Annotated in this window: 19 protein-coding genes; 7 read left to right on the forward strand and 12 right to left on the reverse strand. The window is 60.0% G+C overall.

Annotation, left to right across the window (positions count from 1 at the left end; genetic code table 11):
• Window positions 1-40: 40 nt before the first annotated feature.
• Window positions 41-937 (reverse strand): LysR family transcriptional regulator, encoded by an 897-nt coding sequence (locus ACN0WV_RS08440; RefSeq protein WP_417605020.1) that lies wholly within the window; start codon window positions 935-937, stop codon window positions 41-43.
• A 108-nt stretch (window positions 938-1,045) separates the two neighbouring features.
• Here ACN0WV_RS08440 and ACN0WV_RS08445 point away from each other — a divergent pair, with 108 nt between their 5' ends.
• The 7 genes from ACN0WV_RS08445 to ACN0WV_RS08475 all read left to right on the forward strand — a co-directional run bounded on the left by ACN0WV_RS08445 (window position 1,046) and on the right by ACN0WV_RS08475 (window position 7,759).
• Entirely contained in the window at window positions 1,046-2,545 is a 1,500-nt protein-coding gene (locus ACN0WV_RS08445) for a CoA-acylating methylmalonate-semialdehyde dehydrogenase (RefSeq protein ID WP_084350317.1), read from the forward strand.
• 95 nt (window positions 2,546-2,640) lie between these two features.
• Entirely contained in the window at window positions 2,641-3,810 is a 1,170-nt protein-coding gene (locus ACN0WV_RS08450; protein ID WP_417605022.1) for a carboxylate-amine ligase, read from the forward strand.
• 138 nt (window positions 3,811-3,948) lie between these two features.
• Window positions 3,949-5,094, forward strand: coding sequence for an acyl-CoA dehydrogenase family protein (locus ACN0WV_RS08455; protein WP_417605024.1), 1,146 nt, complete (start codon window positions 3,949-3,951; stop codon window positions 5,092-5,094).
• A complete protein-coding gene (locus tag ACN0WV_RS08460; protein WP_235866510.1) occupies window positions 5,091-6,137 on the forward strand; it encodes an enoyl-CoA hydratase/isomerase family protein in 1,047 nt (348 codons plus the stop codon). Before ACN0WV_RS08455 ends, ACN0WV_RS08460 begins: the two co-directional genes overlap by 4 nt.
• A 3-nt stretch (window positions 6,138-6,140) precedes the next feature.
• Entirely contained in the window at window positions 6,141-7,013 is an 873-nt protein-coding gene (gene mmsB, locus ACN0WV_RS08465) for a 3-hydroxyisobutyrate dehydrogenase (RefSeq protein ID WP_084350145.1), read from the forward strand.
• Between the two features lie 74 nt (window positions 7,014-7,087).
• Window positions 7,088-7,291, forward strand: coding sequence for a YgaP family membrane protein (locus tag ACN0WV_RS08470; protein ID WP_084350146.1), 204 nt, complete (start codon window positions 7,088-7,090; stop codon window positions 7,289-7,291).
• Between the two features lie 108 nt (window positions 7,292-7,399).
• Window positions 7,400-7,759 carry an excinuclease ABC subunit A gene (locus ACN0WV_RS08475; protein ID WP_417605027.1) on the forward strand — a complete coding sequence of 120 codons (360 nt, stop codon included), beginning with the start codon at window positions 7,400-7,402 and terminating at the stop codon, window positions 7,757-7,759.
• 23 nt (window positions 7,760-7,782) lie between these two features.
• Here the strand turns inward: ACN0WV_RS08475 and uvrA are convergent, their stop codons facing one another.
• The 11 genes from uvrA to ugpB all read right to left on the reverse strand — a co-directional run bounded on the left by uvrA (window position 7,783) and on the right by ugpB (window position 19,066).
• Window positions 7,783-10,665 (reverse strand): excinuclease ABC subunit UvrA, encoded by a 2,883-nt coding sequence (uvrA, locus tag ACN0WV_RS08480; RefSeq protein ID WP_417605029.1) that lies wholly within the window; start codon window positions 10,663-10,665, stop codon window positions 7,783-7,785.
• 183 nt (window positions 10,666-10,848) lie between these two features.
• Window positions 10,849-11,991 (reverse strand): pyrroloquinoline quinone biosynthesis protein PqqE, encoded by a 1,143-nt coding sequence (gene pqqE / locus ACN0WV_RS08485; RefSeq protein ID WP_417605031.1) that lies wholly within the window; start codon window positions 11,989-11,991, stop codon window positions 10,849-10,851.
• A complete protein-coding gene (gene pqqD, locus ACN0WV_RS08490) occupies window positions 11,988-12,263 on the reverse strand; it encodes a pyrroloquinoline quinone biosynthesis peptide chaperone PqqD (RefSeq protein ID WP_417605032.1) in 276 nt (91 codons plus the stop codon). The genes pqqE and pqqD overlap by 4 nt, the downstream gene beginning before the upstream one ends.
• Window positions 12,263-13,021: a pyrroloquinoline-quinone synthase PqqC gene (pqqC, locus tag ACN0WV_RS08495; protein ID WP_417605034.1), complete on the reverse strand. Its 759-nt coding sequence runs from the start codon at window positions 13,019-13,021 to the stop codon at window positions 12,263-12,265. The genes pqqD and pqqC overlap by 1 nt, the downstream gene beginning before the upstream one ends.
• The gene (pqqB, locus tag ACN0WV_RS08500) at window positions 13,018-13,914 is read right to left on the reverse strand and encodes a pyrroloquinoline quinone biosynthesis protein PqqB (protein ID WP_417605035.1); all 897 of its coding nucleotides are present in this window, start codon (window positions 13,912-13,914) and stop codon (window positions 13,018-13,020) included. Before pqqB ends, pqqC begins: the two co-directional genes overlap by 4 nt.
• A 22-nt stretch (window positions 13,915-13,936) precedes the next feature.
• Window positions 13,937-14,035, reverse strand: coding sequence for a pyrroloquinoline quinone precursor peptide PqqA (gene pqqA, locus ACN0WV_RS08505; RefSeq protein WP_084350152.1), 99 nt, complete (start codon window positions 14,033-14,035; stop codon window positions 13,937-13,939).
• Between the two features lie 534 nt (window positions 14,036-14,569).
• Window positions 14,570-15,580 (reverse strand): sn-glycerol-3-phosphate ABC transporter ATP-binding protein UgpC, encoded by a 1,011-nt coding sequence (gene ugpC / locus ACN0WV_RS08510; RefSeq protein WP_417605037.1) that lies wholly within the window; start codon window positions 15,578-15,580, stop codon window positions 14,570-14,572.
• Entirely contained in the window at window positions 15,580-16,416 is an 837-nt protein-coding gene (gene ugpE / locus ACN0WV_RS08515; RefSeq protein ID WP_084350319.1) for a sn-glycerol-3-phosphate ABC transporter permease UgpE, read from the reverse strand. The genes ugpC and ugpE overlap by 1 nt, the downstream gene beginning before the upstream one ends.
• A gap of 17 nt (window positions 16,417-16,433) precedes the next feature.
• The gene (gene ugpA / locus ACN0WV_RS08520; protein WP_084350154.1) at window positions 16,434-17,315 is read right to left on the reverse strand and encodes a sn-glycerol-3-phosphate ABC transporter permease UgpA; all 882 of its coding nucleotides are present in this window, start codon (window positions 17,313-17,315) and stop codon (window positions 16,434-16,436) included.
• Window positions 17,316-17,345: 30 nt separating this feature from the next.
• Window positions 17,346-17,684, reverse strand: coding sequence for a hypothetical protein (locus ACN0WV_RS08525; RefSeq protein WP_417605040.1), 339 nt, complete (start codon window positions 17,682-17,684; stop codon window positions 17,346-17,348).
• A gap of 71 nt (window positions 17,685-17,755) precedes the next feature.
• Window positions 17,756-19,066, reverse strand: a complete 1,311-nt coding sequence (gene ugpB / locus ACN0WV_RS08530; RefSeq protein ID WP_116598530.1) for a sn-glycerol-3-phosphate ABC transporter substrate-binding protein UgpB — start codon at window positions 19,064-19,066, stop codon at window positions 17,756-17,758.
• Window positions 19,067-19,260: the final 194 nt, after the last annotated feature.

A 19,260-nucleotide genomic window follows, 5' to 3' on the forward strand; every position in this document is an offset into this window, starting at 1 on the left:
AATTGCAATGGTTTCAGCGTCTACAGAACAGACGTAGCTGTCAAGTCAGTGCTTCAAGACGTGCGACCTCGCGGCGCAATCCGTCCGCCAGTGCTGCGGCAAGGCGGTTCATCCGTTCCAGCTTTCGGTCGTCAGCATGGCGTATCAGATAAAAGCTGCGGGTCAGCCAGATCTCATGGGTCAGAACACGGCGCACATTCGATGTGGACGGAATGGCAAAGTCATGCACCACGCCCAGACCCGCCCCCTGCCGCACCCAGTGAAACTGGACCGAGACCGAATTGGACGCCAGCGCCACGCGGGTCAGGCCGAATTCATCCAGATAGTCCAATTCCTTGTCAAAGATCATGTCGGGAATATAGCCGATCAGCCGATGTCCGCGCAGCGCTTGCGTGGTTTCGATCGGCCCGTTTTGGTCCAGATAATCCTGTGACGCTGCCAGATGCAGTTGGTAATCGGTGATTTTCTGCACGCTCAGCCGCCCGGTTTGCGGCGGGCTAACGGCGATGGCCATGTCCGCCTCGCGCTTGGAAAGATTCACCACGCGGGGCAAGGCGACGATCTGGATCTCAAGATCGGGATTGGCGCTGGAAATTTCGGCACAGACCTGCGGCAGCAGGAAATTTGCGCAGCCATCCGGTGCACCGATGCGAATCTGACCTGAAAGCGCACCGGTGCCGCCCGTCACGGCCTCTTGCGCCGCCTGCATCGCCTGCTCCGCGCGTTCCGCATGGGTGATCAAGCGCTGGCCTGCTTCTGTCAGCGCATAGCCCAGCGGCGACTTGACAAAAAGCGGCGCACCGAGGTCTTGCTCCAGCCGCGAGATCCGCCGCCCTACCGTCGCGGGGTCCATCCGCAGGACGCGCCCCGCCGCCGACAGGCTTTCGCCGCGCGCGACCCCCAGAAAGATCCGCATATCGTCCCAGCCCTGCGCCATTTGTCCCCCTCTGCATTTCTGCAATGTCTTTTTGGCAAATTGGGCCTTCTTTCCGCATTTTTGCAAGACTATTGTGGCGGCAATCTCGGATCCAAGGAGGAATATCGGATGCAGGAACTCAGCCACTATATCAATGGCAAGCACGTCAAGGGCACGTCGGGCCGGTTTGCCGATGTGATGAACCCGGCCACGGGCGAAGTGCAGGCCAAGGTGCCGCTGGCGACCGTCGAAGAGTTGAACGATGCCGTTGCCAAGGCCGAAGAGGCGCAGAAGGCCTGGGGTGCCACCAACCCGCAGCGCCGCGCGCGGGTGATGATGAAATTCGGCGCGCTGATCAACGAGCATATGGACGAGCTGGCAGAACTGGTCAGCCGCGAGCATGGCAAGACCCTGCCCGATGGGCGCGGTGACGTGCAGCGCGGGCTGGAAGTCGTCGAGGTTTGCATGGGCGGGCCGTCGCTGCTGAAAGGCGAGTTCACCGATGATGGTGGCCCCGGCATTGACCTGTATTCCATGCGCCAGCCGCTGGGTGTGGTTGCCGGCATCACGCCGTTCAACTTCCCCGCGATGATCCCGCTGTGGAAAATGGCCCCTGCCCTGACCTGCGGCAACGCGATGATCCTGAAACCGTCCGAACGCTGCCCGTCAACCTCGCTGCGTCTGGCCGAGTTGCTGACAGAGGCCGGTCTGCCCGACGGCGTGCTTCAGGTCATCAATGGCGACAAGGAAGTCGTGGATGCGATCCTCGACAACGACACCGTGCAGGCCGTTGGCTTTGTCGGATCGACTCCGATTGCCCAGTATATCTATGGCCGTGCCGCGAATAATGGCAAGCGGGCGCAATGCTTCGGCGGTGCCAAGAACCACATGATTATCATGCCGGATGCTGACATCGAAAAGGCCGCCGACGCGCTTGTGGGCGCAGGTTTCGGCGCGGCGGGCGAACGCTGCATGGCGATTTCTGTTGCCGTGCCTGTGGGCGAGGAAACCGCCGACAGGCTGATGGAAAGCCTGATTCCGCGCGTCGAAAAGCTGAAGGTCGGTCCCTACACGTCCGGCGACGATGTGGACTATGGCCCTGTCATCACCGCCGCCTCCAAAGAGCGGATCGAAGGGCTGGTCAATTCCGGGGTGGATCAGGGCGCCAAGCTGGTCATCGACGGGCGAAACTTCAGCCTGCAAGGCTATGAGGATGGCTTTTTCGTCGGTCCGTCACTGTTTGACAACGTGACGCCCGATATGGACATCTACAAGGAAGAGATCTTCGGCCCCGTCCTCAGCACCGTGCGTGCCGAGACCTACGAGGACGCGCTGAACCTTGTGATCGACAATCCCTATGGCAACGGTACAGCGATCTACACGGCGGATGGCGACACGGCGCGCGACTTTGCCCACCGGGTCAATGTCGGCATGGTCGGCATCAACTTCCCGATCCCGGTGCCGCTGAGCTACCACACATTCGGCGGCTGGAAGAAATCGGCCTTTGGCGATCTCAACCAATACGGCCCCGATGCGTTCCGGTTCTACACCAAGACCAAGACCGTCACGGCGCGCTGGTTCTCTGGCATCAAGGACGGCGGAGAGTTCAACTTCAAGGCGATGGACTGATCCGCGCCTGACGCCAGATAAATGACCAGTAAAGGGCGACTTCACGGGCCGCCCTTTCGCCATGTGGCGTTCGCGCGAGGCTTGCCCTGCCCGGCATGCTCTGGTCAACTGAGCAAAGCGATCAAGAGGGGCAGCCTGTGACAGAACCCGCCTTCAGCATCGGCATCGAGGAGGAATACCTGCTCGTTGACCTGGAGACATATGCGCTGGCCGAAGCGCCAGACGGGCTGATGAATGCTTGCATGTCAGAGCTTGAAAATCAGGTCAGTCCCGAATTTCTGCAATGTCAGATAGAGGTCGGCACCAAGGTCTGCGCCGATACCGGCGAGGCGCGCGAGGACCTTAAACGGTTGCGTAACACAGTGTCGAAACATGCGCGCAAATACGGATTGGCCCCGATCGCCGCGTCCTGCCACCCGCTTGCCGACTGGAAGACCCAAAGCCACACTGACAAGGACCGCTACAACACACTGGAGCGCGATCTCGGCGGCGTGGCGCGGCGTATGCTGATCTGCGGTTGCCATGTGCATGTCGGATTGAACGACGATCTGCTGCGGGCGGATCTGATGCGGCAAATGTCGTATTTCCTGCCGCATCTTCTGGCGCTGTCGACCTCTTCGCCCTATTGGCAGGGGCAGGACACCAAGATGGCGTCTTACCGCATCTCTGTTTTTGACAACCTGCCCCGCACCGGCCTGCCCCCGCAATTCGAAAGCTGGCAGGATTTTCAACGCTCTGTCGATGTCCTGATAGAACTGGGCGTGATCGAAGATATCTCGAAAATCTGGTGGGATCTGCGTCCCTCCGCACAGTTTCCAACGCTGGAAACGCGCATCATGGACGTGTCGCCCCGGCTTGAGGACACGCTGGCGCTGGCGGCACTGAACCAATGCCTGCTGCGGATGCTGTGGCGGCTTCGCGTCAAGAACCAACGCTGGCGAATTTATGATCGCTTCCTGATCAGCGAAAATCGCTGGCGGGCGCAGCGCTACGGCGTCACCGAAGGGCTGATTGATTTTGGCCGGGGCGAAATCGTCCCGTTTCACGAATTGGTCGATGAACTGATCGCGCTTGTCGAAGAGGACGCAGGCACCCTGAAATGCATGCGAGACATCGAACAGTTGCGCCGCATCGCCGCGGATGGAACATCATCAACCCGGCAACGCGAGGTGCTGGCGACAGCCAAAGCGGACGGCAAGGACCACGAAGGGCAGATGCGCGCCGTGGTTGCCCATCTGGTCGAGGAGTTCCACGAAGGGCTTTGACGGGGACCGGAAATGGCGACACGTTTTCTGATCGGAAGGCAGCCAGATCATTGGGACATGCCCTTGAACACTCGAAACACTCCTGCAACAAACCCGAATTAACCATTCGTTCAATTCACTACCGCCGGAGGGGACATCATGGATTTCGCGCTGAGCGAGGAACAGACCGCCATTTTCGACATGGCACGCGCCTTCGGGCAGGAACATATCGCACCCTTTGCGCGCGACTGGGAAAAACAGGGCACCATTCCCAAGGATCTGTGGCCGCGGGTGGCGGAACTTGGCCTCGGCGGCATTTATGTGTCCGAAGATTTCGGTGGATCGGGTCTGTCGCGGCTTGACGCCACGCTGGTCTTCGAGGCGCTGGCGATGGCCTGCCCCGCCGTGGGGTCGTTCCTGTCGATCCACAATATGTGCGGCGGCATGATCGACAAGTTCGGCAGTGAAGAGACGAAGGCGAAATGGCTTCCTGACCTCTGCACCATGTCGAAACTGTTCAGCTATTGCCTGACCGAGCCCGGTTCAGGCTCTGACGCGTCTGCCCTGCGGACCCGTGCCAACAAGACGAATGAGGGCTATGTGCTGAACGGCACCAAGGCCTTTATCTCGGGCGCGGACTATTCAGACGCCTATATCACCATGGTCCGCACCGGCGAAGACGGGCCAAAGGGCATCTCGACCGTCGTGATCGAGGATGGCACAGCGGGTCTTAGCTTTGGCGGGCTGGAGGACAAAATGGGCTGGCGCGCGCAACCCACCGCCCAGGTGCAATTCGACGATTGCACCGTGCCGCTTGACCACCTGATCGGCGAAGAGGGGCGCGGTTTTTCCTATGCGATGGCGGGGCTGGATGGCGGCCGTCTGAACATCGCGGCCTCCGCGCTTGGTGGCGCCCAAAACGCGCTGGACCTGACGCTGGCCTATATGGGCGAGCGCAAGGCCTTCGGCCAGACCATCGACCGGTTTCAGGCGCTCCAGTTCCGGCTGGCGGAAATGGAGGTCGCGCTGCAATCGGCACGGATCTTCCTGCGTCAGGCCGCGTGGAAGCTGGACAATCAGGCACCCGATGCCACAAAATTCTGCGCCATGGCAAAGCTTTACGTCACCGACGCGGCCTTTGATGTGGCCAACCAATGCCTGCAACTGCATGGCGGCTATGGCTATCTCGGCGATTACGGAGTCGAAAAGATCGTCCGCGATCTGCGCGTGCATCAGATCCTCGAAGGCACGAACGAGATCATGCGCCTGATCATCTCGCGTCAGATGTTGGCAGAGCGGGCATGAGCATGGACAGTCACATCCGCCGCGAAGGCCGCGCCGGACGGATCACCCTGACCCGCCCGAAGGCGCTGAACGCGTTGACCTATGACATGTGTCTCGACATCGCGAAAGCGTTGGAGGATTGGCGCGATGATCCGAACGTGGACCTGCTGATCCTCGACGGGCAAGGCGACAAGGCGTTCTGCGCCGGTGGCGATATTGCCGAGATGTACCGTACCGGGGCGCATGGCGACTACGCCTATGGGCGGCAATTCTGGCATGACGAATACCGGATGAATGCGGCGCTTGCCGAGTATCCCAAACCTGTCGTCAGCCTGATGCAGGGCTTCACGATGGGCGGCGGTGTCGGTCTGGGCGGGCATGCCTCGCACCGGATCGTGGGCGATAGCAGCCGAATCTCCATGCCCGAATGCGGTATCGGCTTTGTGCCGGATGTCGGCGGGTCCTGCCTTCTGGCGCGCGCGCCGGGCAGGCTTGGCGAATATCTTGGCCTGACCGCCGCGCGGATGGGTCCGGGCGACGCGATCCATGCGGGATTTGCCGACGCTTTCGTGCCAGAGGATGCGTGGCCCCAGCTTATCGCGACGCTTGAACAGAGCGGCGACATCACAGCAATCTCAGCGGCGTCGCGTCCCGCACCGGAAAGCACACTCGCCGGGCACCAGTCGCGGATCGACACGCTGTTCAGTACAGATACGCTTGCCGATCTCGTAGCAGCGCTGCGTCAGGACAGCAGCACCTTTGCCGCCGAGACCCTCAAGGCCATGATGCGATCATCCCCGTTGTCGATGGCGCTGACGCTGGAAATGCTGCGCCGGTTGCGTTCCGGGCCGTTGACGGTCCGGGATGCGTTGGCGCTTGAATATCGCGTCTCTTGGCGCATCATGGAACACGGCGATTTTCTGGAAGGGATCCGCGCCGCGATCATCGACAAGGATCGCAACCCGAACTGGCGGCACAATATCGACGGCGTGCCTGCGGATGAGGTGTCGCAGATGTTGCAACCGCTGGGCGCTGACGTATTGAGTTTCGACGGAAAGGATTAACGCATGAAGATCGGGTTTATCGGATTGGGCAATATGGGCGCGCCGATGGCCGCCAATCTTGTGAAGGCCGGACATGATGTGATCGGCTTTGACGTGGCGGGTGCCACGGCCGAGGGCGCATCAGTGGCGAAAAGCGCCGCGGAGGCCGCAACAGGGGCCGATGTCGTCATCACCATGCTGCCCAGTGGCGCGATTTTGCGCGATGTCGCGGACCAGATCATCCCGGCCATGACAAATGGCGCGGTGTTTCTGGATTGCTCTACTGTCGATGTGGACAGTGCGCGCGCCGTGGCCGAGCAGGCGCAGGCGGCGGGCCTGTCAGCGCTGGACGCGCCGGTATCCGGCGGGGTCGGTGGAGCTGCGGGCGGGACGCTGACCTTCATGGTGGGCGGGGACGACACAGGCTTTGCCAAGGCCGCGCCACTGTTCGAGGTCATGGGCCAGAAAGCGGTGCATTGCGGTCCGTCGGGCAACGGGCAGGCCGCGAAGATCTGCAACAACATGATCCTAGGCGTCACCATGATTGCCACATGCGAGGCCTTCGCGCTGGCCGACAAGCTGGGTCTTGCGCGCGAGGCAATGTTCGACGTTGTCTCCACCTCTTCAGGCTATAGCTGGTCGATGAACGCCTATTGTCCGGCACCGGGGGTTGGTCCGCAATCACCCGCCGATAACGGATACCTGCCAGGTTTTGCGGCCGAACTGATGCTGAAAGACCTTGGCCTGTCGCAGCAGGCTGCGGATGCGGCGGATGCTGACACGCCGATGGGCGCGGCCGCACTGGAACTCTACAAGCGGTTTGTCGAGGACGAGGATGGCAGAGGCAAGGATTTCTCTGCCATGCTGCCGCGATTCGAGAAACGCGCGCGGAGTTGATCTGTGTCATATTCCGCGAATTGTATATGTCGTTAAGCTCAGCCTCGAATGAAACCTTCATTGGAGAAAAGAAAATGCTTGCGAAAAACATGGGCCAGACCGACCGGATGATCCGCGCCGTGCTGGGCGTCGTGCTGCTGCTGTTGGTCTTCACGTCGCTTACGGGCGGTTGGGCTTGGATTGCGGGCGTCGTCGGCGTGGCGATGCTGGCGACGGCGGCCATGGGCTCCTGCCCGCCCTATGCGCTGCTCGGCATCAACACCTGCAAGACCAAGTAGGCAAGTCGCCGCCGCATGACGGCAAGGATCCGCGCGCGAAACTGAAACAGCTGGAACATTTCTGGATACCGGCGCATTGGCGTTTGGAACGACTCTGGAGAAACAGTCATGCACATGAAACTTGCTGCCATTGCCATGCTTGCCGGATTGATGACGGTTGGCACGGCTCCTGCGGGACTTGCCGGGCCGAAGGCGTGCCCCCCAGGACTGGCCAAGAAGAGCCCGGCCTGCGTCCCACCCGGACTTGCGAAGAAGCAAGGCATTCGGGATGACGATCATGACCGCTACCATTACCGCGTCGGCGAGGTCGTGCGGCGCGGCGATTACATAATCATCCGCGAACCGGGTCGTTATGGGCTGGACCCAAGCGACACCTACTACCGCGTGGGCGATCAGGTGCTGCGGGTCGACCGTGAAACACGCGAGGTGCTGGACCTGATCGGTGCGGTTGCTGCGATCCTCGATTGATCGCAGCGACTGGTAGCAGTGCCCTACTCTGCCGCCACCTTACGGGCGCTCAGCATACCCTTGAGGTAATGCCCCGTGTGACTGCGCGGCTCTTCCGCAACCTTCTCGGGGGTTCCCGTGGCCACGATCTCGCCGCCGCCATCGCCGCCTTCGGGGCCAATATCGATGATCCAGTCGGCGGTCTTGATCACGTCGAGATTATGCTCGATCACCACGACCGAGTTGCCCTGATCGACCAGCTCGTGCAGCACCTCCAACAGCTTGCGCACATCCTCGAAATGCAGGCCGGTGGTCGGCTCGTCCAGAATATACAGCGTGCGCCCCGTGGAGCGTTTTGACAGTTCCTTGGACAGCTTCACCCGCTGCGCCTCACCGCCCGAAAGCGTCGTCGCTTGCTGGCCGACCTTGATATAACCAAGCCCGACACGGGCCAGCGCGTCCATCTTGTCCCGGATCGACGGCACGGCCTTGAAAAAGCTCTGAGCGTCTTCAACCGTCATATCAAGAACATCGGCTATACTCTTGCCTTTGAACTTTATTTCCAGTGTTTCACGGTTGTAACGCGCGCCCTTGCAGGTCTCGCATGTCACATAGACATCGGGCAGGAAATGCATCTCGATCTTGATGACGCCGTCACCCTGACAGGCCTCGCAGCGGCCACCCTTGACGTTGAAACTGAACCGACCGGGCTTGTAGCCGCGCGCCTTGGCCTCTGGCAGCCCGGCGAACCAGTCACGGATCGGCGTGAACGCGCCGGTATAAGTCGCAGGGTTGGATCGCGGCGTCCGCCCGATGGGGCGTTGGTCGATGTCGATCACCTTGTCGAGATGTTCCAATCCCTTGATCGTCTCACACGGTGCAGGCGTCTGCCGTGCCCCGTTCAACCGCATCGAGGCCGTCTTGAACAGCGTCTCGATCGTCAGCGTGGACTTGCCCCCACCTGACACGCCGGTCACGCAGACAAACTTGCCCAGCGGAAATTCCGCCGTCACGTTCTTGAGGTTGTTGCCGGTGGCCTTGACGACCTTCAGCTTCTTCTTGTTGCCTTTGCGACGCGCCTCAGGCACGGCGATTTCGCGCGCGCCTGACAGGTATTGCCCGGTCAGGCTGGCAGGATCGGCAATGATCTCCTCGGGCGTGCCGCGGCTGACCACCTGCCCGCCGTGAACACCGGCACCGGGACCAATATCAAAGACGTAATCCGCCTCGCGGATGGCCTCTTCGTCATGTTCGACAACGATCACCGTATTGCCCTGATCGCGCAGGTTTTTCAGCGTGCCAAGCAGCCGGTCATTGTCGCGCTGATGCAGACCGATCGACGGCTCGTCCAGAACATAGAGCACCCCCGTCAGGCCAGAACCGATCTGGCTGGCCAAGCGGATCCGTTGCGACTCGCCACCCGACAGCGTGCCTGCGTTGCGCGAAAGCGTCAGATATTCGAGACCCACATTGTTCAGAAAGCCAAGCCGCTCGCGGATTTCCTTGAGGATGGCGCGGGCGATCTCGTTCTTCTGAGCGGTCAGTTGGCCCGGCACGGCTTCGCACCAGTCAAACGCCTCGCGAATGCTCATCTGGACGACCTGCCCGACATGCAGCAAGTCCTCTGGCTTGCCATCGGACGGCCCGATCTTCACTGCCAGTGCCTCTTCGCGCAGGCGGTATCCGCCGCAAGTGCCGCAGGGCCGGTTGTTCTGATAACGCTCGAATTCTTCGCGGATCCAGTTGGAATCCGTTTCACGATAGCGCCGCTCCATATTCGGAATGACGCCTTCAAAGCTCCGCTCAACCTGATAGACACGGCCACCCTCGTCGTAACGGAAAGGGATCTCGTCCTCGCCGGACCCGTACAGAAAAACCTGCTGTACATGCGCGGGCAGATCCTTCCACTTGGCCGATTTGTCAAATTCGTAATGTTTGGCAATGGCTTCGATGGTCTGTGTGAAATAGGGCGATTTGCCCTTCCGCCACGGTGCCAGTGCCCCGTCGCCGATCTTCAGCGTTGTGTCGGGGACGACCAGATTGGGGTCGAAGAACAGTTCCACCCCCAGCCCGTCGCATTCCGGGCAAGCCCCGAACGGCGCGTTGAACGAAAACAGGCGCGGTTCGATCTCGGGGATCGTGAAGCCGCTGACGGGACAGGCGAATTTCTCGGAGAAGGTCATTCGCTCCGGCTCGCCCTCACTGACGGCGGTTTCCAGCACGGCGATGCCATCGGCCAGGTCCAGCGCGGTACGGAAACTGTCGGCCAGACGCACCTCCAGACCTTCCTTGACGACCAGACGGTCAACCACAACGTCGATATCGTGGCGGAACTTCTTGTCCAGTGTCGGCGGTTCGTCCAGCTCGTAGAAGGTGCCATCGACCTTGACACGCTGGAAACCCTGCTTGCGCAACTCTATGAATTCCTTGCGGTATTCGCCTTTACGGTCGCGCACGATCGGGGCCAGAAGGTAGGCCCGCGTCCCCTCCTCCATCGTCATCACGCGGTCGACCATGTCCTGCACCTGTTGCGCCTCGATGGGCAGGCCGGTTGCAGGGCTGTAGGGCGTACCGGCCCGGGCAAACAGCAGACGCATATAGTCGTAAATCTCGGTCACCGTGCCAACGGTCGAGCGTGGGTTCTTCGAGGTCGTCTTCTGCTCGATAGAGATCGCGGGGCTGAGACCGCTGATATGATCCACATCTGGTTTCTGCATCATATCAAGGAATTGCCGGGCATAGGCCGACAACGATTCCACATAGCGGCGCTGCCCTTCGGCATAGACCGTGTCAAAGGCGAGCGACGACTTGCCCGAGCCCGACAGCCCGGTGATCACCACCAGTTGGTCTCGCGGAATGTCCACGTCGATATTCTTGAGGTTATGCTCGCGCGCGCCGCGCACCTCGATATGCTTCAACTCAGCCATAACTGCCCCTGCGATTGACTGTTAACACATAGTGGACAGTCAGCGTTTCGCCAACCCAAAACGAAGAACGAAATAGGAACGCTCCCAGATGCGCGCTCGGGTCGCATGTTGAGTGCCGTATCAAAAGGAACATTCGCCCGGATGCAATTGCGACGCGTAGTGACGAAACTCGGGCCGCGCGCCTTACGGACGGGGAAGCACGCGATAGGTCAATTCTGACGTATCAAAGACGTCCCCGGCCTCGCCAGCGACAGGATCGCCAAGCGCGGGAGCGTCGGCGCCTTGCAGCTCTGCCTGAGTTTGCGACGTCAGCCAGCCATGTTGGGGCGATTTCACACACACCGGGTCTGTCGCCGTGGCGTCACCCAGAAGCGCGAAAGCCTGACAGCGACAGCCGCCGAAATCCTTCAGCTTGCGGTCACAGGACTTGCAGGGTTCAGCCATCCAGTCGGTTCCGCGGTAGGCGTTAAAAGCCGCGCCCTGATACCAGATCTCGGACAGGGATTTGTCCGTCACCCGGTCAAATTTCAGATGCGGGATGCTTTGCGCGGCGTGGCAAGGCAACACCTGCCCATCCGGGGCCACGTTCAACCCCGAAGACCCCCAGCCGCCCATGCAGCGCTTTGGGTAATCCTCGTGGTAATCCGCCGGAACATAGTCGATGACCAGCGTGCCTTTCAGCGCCGCGCGCGCCTCTGCCACGATCCGGGTCGCTTCTTTCGCTTGCGCATGCGTGGGCATCAGGGCACCGCGGTTCTTCAATGCCCAGCCATGGAACTGCACGGTCGCGACCTCGATCCGGCGGGCACCCATTTCAACGGCCATTTCCAGCGCGCGCGGCAATTGGTGCAGGTTATGACGATGAAGCACGGCATTCAATGTCAGCGGAAAGCCGATCGCGCCGATCCATTCGGCCACCTGCATCTTGCGCACGAAGCCGCCTTTGTACCCGCCAACCGCATCCGCCATTTCGGCTGTGGTGCCTTGCAGAGACAGCTGGATGTGGTCCAGCCCGGCCTTGTCAAGCTCTTGCAAGCGCCGCTCGGTCAACCCGATGCCAGAGGTGATGAGGTTGGTGTAAAGCCCGGCCTCACGGGCGGCCAGAACCAGCTGCGTCAGATCCCGGCGCGAGGCGGGTTCGCCGCCAGAGAGATGCAATTGCAAGACGCCCAACTCCGCCGCTTCGCGGAAGACTCGCGCCCAGGTTTCGGTGTCCAGTTCAGTCTCTTGCCGGGCCAGTTCCAGCGGGTTCGAACAATAGGGGCAGGACAGCGGACACCGATGTGTCAGCTCTGCCAACATGGCGATGGGGGGCGGTATTTTCACGGTGCAACCTCCAGAAATCGCCTGTCGCGCAGCGCGCCCAGAAAGCCCGCACTGTCCCCGGTGATCTGTTCGACGGGGGCGTCATATCGCGCGGCCAGCGCTTGTGCGATTTCGCCAAAGCTGCGGGTGCCGTCAACTTCGCCAAGGATGGCGTGGCCCACCGCATCAAGCGTTATCGCCCGTTCCGGGGCCAGTAGCACCCAGGTGTCACGGACCTTGTCAAAATGAAGCCGCACACCGCGCGGCAGAAAAGGAACGTCGTCGGGCGCCATCAGGATGCCTGCCGGATCAGGGTACCGGTTCCGGGCTGCCATGCGCCGGGCGGGATGCGCGCCGGCTCCACATAAGCGCCCCAAAGCGCGTCAAGCTGCGACCAGAGGACATCCGTCTTGAAGATCAGCGCCTTTGCCGCCGCGTCCTGCTTTTCCGACGTATCGGCATGATCCAGCACCCAAGCCAGACCAAAGGCCACATCCTTGGGCGCTTCTTTCAGACGGTTGCGGAAATAGGACAGCGATGAATCGTCGGCGAAAGCGTAGTTCTTCAGCAGCCCCTCGATGCGATTGGCGTGGATCTTCGGAGCAAAGAGTTCCGTCAGGGACGCGGCCACCGCTTCCAGCAACGTCTTTTCACGGACAAAGCGCACATAGGCATCGACGGCAAATCTTGTCGCCGGAAGCACCCCGTCGCAGGAGGCAACATAGTCCGGATCAAGCCCCACCGCCTCTGCCAGACGCAGCCAGCGCCGAATGCCACCTTCGTTTGCATCCGTGCCGTCGTGATCCTCCATCCGCGAACGCCAGATGCGCCGCAGGTTGGAATCCTCGACCCGGCTCATGAAAGCGGCGTCCTTCATCGGGATAGAACGCTGATAATAATACCGGTTGATAACCCAGGCCTGCACCTGTTCAGGCGTGCACCCACCGCCGTGCAACCGGTCGTGAAACGGATGCAGATCGTGATAACGCTCGGCCCCGATCTGGCGCAGCCGGGCTTCGAAAGCTTCGCGTGACTGCGGTACGCGGGTCATGCCGTAATCTCCATTCCATCCTGCCCTATTGTCCATCCGGCGGCCTGCGCTTCGGCACGCTCGGCCCCGTTGGGGCGTAGAACAGGGTTCGTGTTGTTCATATGAACAAAAACCTTCTGGCCAATATTGAGCTCGCGAAACGCCGCGATAGACCCGTCCTGCCCCGACATCGACATGTGGCCCATACGCTGGCCGGTTTTCTGTCCCAGCCCGGCGCGGATCATCTCGTCATCCTGCCAGAGTGTTCCGTCGAAAAACACCAGATCCGCACCATCCAGCCGCGTTCGCAATGTGTCGTTCAGCGTCGCACAGCCGGGAATGTAGTAGACCCGTGTCTTACCCAAGGTCAGCGCCACACCAACGGTATTCTCACCGATCTGGCCGGTTTCGACGGTCTCCCCCTCAAGGTAAAGCGGGACCTTGCCCGGCACTGGGAAAAGTTCCGCCGCAAGATCCGGTGCCAGTTCGAATGGCTGTTCCAGCGCGATGGATTCCCGCGCGACGACGTCCCGGCGCAGGGCATCAAAAATTGTGTTGGTGTCCAGCACATCGTGGATCGCCCGTGTCGCGAATAGCGTGAAGGGCTGCATTTCGCGCAAGGTCAGCAGCCCGGCCACGTGGTCAATGTCTCCATTGGTCACAAGAACAGAACTCAAAGGAAGCGTTCGCGAGCCTGTGGGATGTAGAGGGGCCGCATCGGCCAGTTGCTGTCGGATGTCAGGCGAGGCATTGAGGATCGCCCAATCCCGGCCATTCCCGGACACCGCCAGCGAGGATTGCGTCTGCTGCGGTATCTGCCCGATGCGCGCAAGATTACAGTTCTGGCAACCACAATTCCACTGCGGCAGGCCACCGCCCGCCGCAGCGCCCAGAATATATGCGCGAAACGTCATTCCATTAATCCGCGCAGGTCGTTCAGAACAGCACTTCGCGCTCTTCGTCGCTTTCGGGTCCGTACATGTTGATTTCCATCCCGCATTCGATTTCGCGGATCTTCGGTTTCGTCCATGCCATGTCGATATCTCCTTATTCTGCGTATGCTTACGCCGTGACAGATTGCACGATGACCGGGCATGAAAGCGATTCTTATAAAATAAGAATTGCACAGACCTTGGTCGTAGATTGAAGCCGTCAAATATCTGACCGATGATTCGCGGTTCGAAATAAATCCGCGAATGGCCGTTGAACGGGTTTGTAAACCTCAGATCATCAATTTCAGGTGACACAGCCGTGAGTGTCGAAGGATGCTTATGGCCATGCGCTAAGTGTGCCTCTGGCAGCTGTCGTATCTCTTCCAATAGATCGACCGATCTAACAGTACGCGCTTGTTGCCTTTGACCGCAGTGCTTCAAATGCAGGAACGCCTTCAGGTTCAAACGGATGAAGAGTGGCGGCGTCTTCGTTAATCTTGCTACCAAAGCCGACAGACTAGGACGACGTCCGGAAGACGCACAAAATGCAAGTATATCAAGTCCAACCAAGACACGCCGCCGGCGGCCCCTTTCTGGATCATAAGATCTGAAATCCCTGCGAACAACGCCGCGCAGACTAGACCTTTCCGGTGCGGCGGCCACCAGCATCGAACAGCATCGCGTCGCCATCGTTCCAATCAATGCCGATGGTTTCGCCCTCGGCCGGGATGCGCTGCGTCGCGTCCTGCCGCGCGGTGATCTGATTGCCGTCCGGCAGACGGCAGTGGATCAATGTCTCGGCACCCAGTGCTTCGGTATAGGCGACGGTTGTCTGAAGCCGCCCATCCGCGCCCAGTACCAGATGCTCGGGCCGAATGCCGATGGTGTTGCCGGTGGCGAGCCCCGGTATCAGCCCGGCATTCAGGAAATTCGTCGGCGGCGAGCCGATGAACCCGCCGACAAAGGCTGTCTGCGGGTCGGCGTAAACCTCCAGCGGTTTGCCAATCTGGTCCGCGACCCCGCCATTCATCACCACCATACGATCCGCGAGCGTCATCGCTTCGACCTGATCGTGGGTGACGTAAAGCGCCGTGACACCCAGTTTGCGCTGCAACGCCTTGATCTCCAGCCGCATCTGCACACGAAGCTTGGCGTCAAGGTTGCTGAGCGGCTCGTCGAACAGGAACACGGCGGGTTTGCGCACGATGGCGCGGCCCATGGCCACGCGCTGACGCTGCCCGCCCGACAATTCGCGCGGTTTACGGTGCAGATAGGGTTCAAGCTGCAAAAGCTCTGCGGCACTTGCCACACGCTCTTCAATCTCGGACCGGGGGGTTTTGGCGATCTTGAGCCCGTAGGCCATATTGTCGAAGACCGACATATGCGGGTAAAGCGCGTAGTTCTGGAACACCATTGCGATGTCGCGATCCATCGGCTCGACATCGTTGACCAGTTTACCGCCGATCCTCACCTCACCGGATGTGACGGTTTCCAGCCCCGCAACCATGCGCAGCAAGGTGGACTTGCCGCAGCCGGACGGCCCGACGATCACGATAAATTCGCCATCGGCAATATCAAGATCAATGCCATGGATGACATCGGTTTTCCCGAAAGACTTCTTGACGTTTTGAAGTGTGACAGTCGCCATTATTTCTCGCTCTCCACCAGTCCGCGCACGAACAACCGCTGCATTCCCACCACCACCAGAACCGGCGGCACCATCGCCAGAATCGACGTCGCCATGATCACCGGCCAATCGGCGGTATCGTCGCCGCTGGGGAACATCTGTTTGATGCCCATGACGATCGTGTTCATGTCAGGGTCGGTGGTTATCAGCAACGGCCACAGGTACTGGTTCCAGCCGTATATGAACAGAATGACGAAAAGCGCCGCGATGTTTGTCCGGCTCATCGGAAGCAGGATATCGAAGAAGAAGCGCATCGGCTTTGCGCCATCGACCCGCGCCGCCTCGGCCAATTCATCCGGCACGGTCATAAAGAACTGGCGGAACAGGAAGGTCGCGGTGGCCGAGGCAATCAGCGGCAGGATCAGCCCCTGATAGCTGTTGAGCATCCCGAAATTCGCGATGACCTCATATGTCGGCACGATCCGCACCTCAACGGGCAGCATCAGGGTCAGGAAAATCAACCAGAAGAACAGCTTGCGCAGCGGGAACCGGAAATAAACGATGGCAAAGGCCGAGAGCAGCGAAATCGCGATTTTGCCCACCGCAATTCCAAGCGCCATCACCATGGAATTCAACAGCATCGTGGCAACCGGGGCATTTACCCCGGACGTCAGGGCGCGTCCGTAATTCTCGAAGAACTGATCGCCGGGCAACAGTGGCATTGGCGGGCGGACAATATCGGCCTGCGTCACCGTCGAGGCCACGAAGGCCAGCCAGATCGGAAAGAAGATGAAAAGGACGCCGATAATCAGCCCCAGATGGGTCAGCCACAGCCCCGCGCCACGCTTTTCAACCATGCCGTTCCGCTCTGCCATCAGTAATGCACCCTGCGTTCGATGAACTTGAACTGAACCACCGTCAGGATTGAAACGAGGAACAGCAGCACGACTGATTGCGCGGCGGACGACCCCAAATCCTGCCCGACAAATCCATCGGAAAACACCTTGTAAACAAGGATCGTCGTGGCCTGTTGAGGGCCGCCGCTGGTGATCGTGTGAATGACGCCGAAGGTTTCGAAAAAGGCGTAGATGATGTTCACGACAAGCAGAAAAAACGTCGTGGGCGACAAGAGCGGAAAGACGATGGTGCGAAACCGTGTCCAGAAATGGGCGCCATCAATGGCCGCAGCCTCGATCACCGATTTGGGAATGGCCTGAAGTCCGGCAAGGAAAAACAGGAAGTTATAGCTGATCCGCCCCCAGGCGGAGGCCACGACGACGAGGCCCATCGCTTCGCCCTCGTTCAGAACGTGGTTCCAGTCATAGCCCAGAAGGCCCAGATACCATGACACGACGCCCACGCGCGTGTTGAACATGAACAGCCACAGAACCCCCGCTACAGCAGGCGCAACAGCATAGGGCCAGATCAACAGCGTCCGATACGCGCCCGCCCCCTTGATCAGCCGATCCGCAAGCAGCGCGAGATACAGCGCCACGCCCATGGAAACCACTGTAACGAGGATAGAAAACACTGCGGTTGTCACGAAAGACGCACGGTAATACGGGTCGGAAAACAGGTACTCGAAATTCCCAAGCCCGACCCATTGCATCGACAGGCCGAACGGGTCGGGAATGAACAGCGACTGCCAGACCGCTTGCCCCGCCGGATAGAAGAAGAACACAGCCGTGATGACTATCTGCGGCAGGACCAGCAGGATCGGCAACCAGATGCCTTTGAAGGTGACGCGCTTTTCCATGATGTGTCAGGATTGCTCCGGTAAGACAGGTTATCGCATGGGCACCGAAAGAAGCGTCCACTGGCGAACCTGTGCAACCACCCTCGCCCCTTCGTTCATTCGGTCGGCAATGGCGCTGCGTTGCTGGGTCGGGCAACCGATAAGCAGGGCGGCATCGTCCAGAAATTCGCGTGTTGCGTCGCTTTCTCCGATGACCTGACAGACAGAGCCCGGATCTGGATAGGGGCGCACGGCGTATAGACCGGCGTCACTGGCATTGGTGACTTGCCCGGCTGCGGGGTCGGCACCGTTGGCTGATGGCTCTGACATGACGCATCCCGTTAGTCCGAGACAGGCGAGGAAAATCAGCGGTTTGTATGTGGTGTGCATCCGAACCTCCGGCTTTTGAACGTGTGTTGGGCGGCGCCGGGCCGTATGCTCCGGCACCGCCCTGTGGTCATTCAGCGTTGGGAAGATTCGAAACGACGCAGCAACGCGTTGCCACGCTCTACCGCGCTGTCGAGCGCGGCTTGCGCGTCCTTGTCACCGGCCCAGACCGCTTCCAGTTCCTCGTCGATGATGCCGCGGATCTGATCGAACGACCCAAGGCGCAGACCTTTGGAGTTGTTCGTCGGCTCGTTCGCTGTCATCTGGATCACGGCGATGTCGGTGCCGGGGTTTTCATCGTAGAACCCGTCCGCACGAGTCTTTTCGCCAGCTTCAGTGGTGATCGGCAGATAGCCGGTATCCTGATGCCACTTCGCCTGGATCTCCGGCGAGGACAGGAAATTCAGAAACGCCGCGACGGCCTTGTATTCCTCGTCCGTCTGACCTTCCATCACCCAAAGCGAGGCCCCGCCGATGATGGTATTCTGCGGCTCATCGACAAGCTCTGACCAGTAAGGCAACGGACGCACATCAAAGGCAAATTCCGCTTCGGCCTTGATCCCTGCATAGCCGGCCGAGCTTTCGGTGAAGAGCGCGCATTCGCCCGAGCGGAAGTTGGCACCGCCCTCGTTGCGACGACCGGCATAGATGAACTTGCCCTCTTTCGCCCAGTCCCCCAGGGCCGAGATATGAGCGACCTGTGCGGCGCTGTTGAAAACCAGTTCGGTATCGGTGCCGCCGAAACCGTTATCCTTGGTGGCAAACGGCACGTCATGGTAGGCGGACATGTTTTCCAGCTGGATCCAGCTTTGCCATGCTGTGGTCATCGGGCAATCGACGCCGGCCTCTTTCAACTGGTCCAGCGTCGCGCCAACATTTTCCCAGGTGGAAAGATCTGTATCGGGGTCGATTCCGGCCTCTTCCAGCATGTCGCGGTTGACCCAAAGGACCGGCGTGGAAGAGTTGAAGGGCAGCGACAGCATGTTACCATCGGCCGATGTGTAATAGCCTTTGACCGACCCGATATATTTCGACTGGTCAAACTCGGCACCGGCATCTTCCATGACCTCATAGACTGGCTTTACCGCACCCTTGGCACCCATCATCGTGGCCGTGCCAACCTCGAACACCATCAGGATGTCGGGCTGCTCGCCTGCGCGAAATGCCGCGATACCCGCGTTCAGCGTTTCGGAATAGTTGCCCTTGTGGCTGGCGACGACCGTGTAGTCATTTTGGCTGGCATTGAAGGTCTCTACCTGTTCGGCGACCAGTTCACCCAGACGTCCGGTAAACGCATGCCAGAACTCGATTTCCGTCTGCGCAAAGGCGGTTTGCGCCGAGCACAAAACCGCAGCACCCGCGATAAAAGATGTTGAATATTTCATCAGTATTCTCCCAGAAAGTGACAAATGCCGGACACGAGATCCCAGTCGCAACTATGTGTGCACAATTGAAGCGCGCCAGTTCAAGGATTAACTTGTGAATAACAGTCGATCTACCACGAAGTCACAAAAGTTTCACAGAACGACGCCGCGCATTTGACAAAAACAACTCAGTGAAAAACTGGTTAAGTTTCTCT

The organism is Primorskyibacter flagellatus, assembly GCF_048268605.1.
Lineage (GTDB): Bacteria > Pseudomonadota > Alphaproteobacteria > Rhodobacterales > Rhodobacteraceae > Primorskyibacter > Primorskyibacter flagellatus.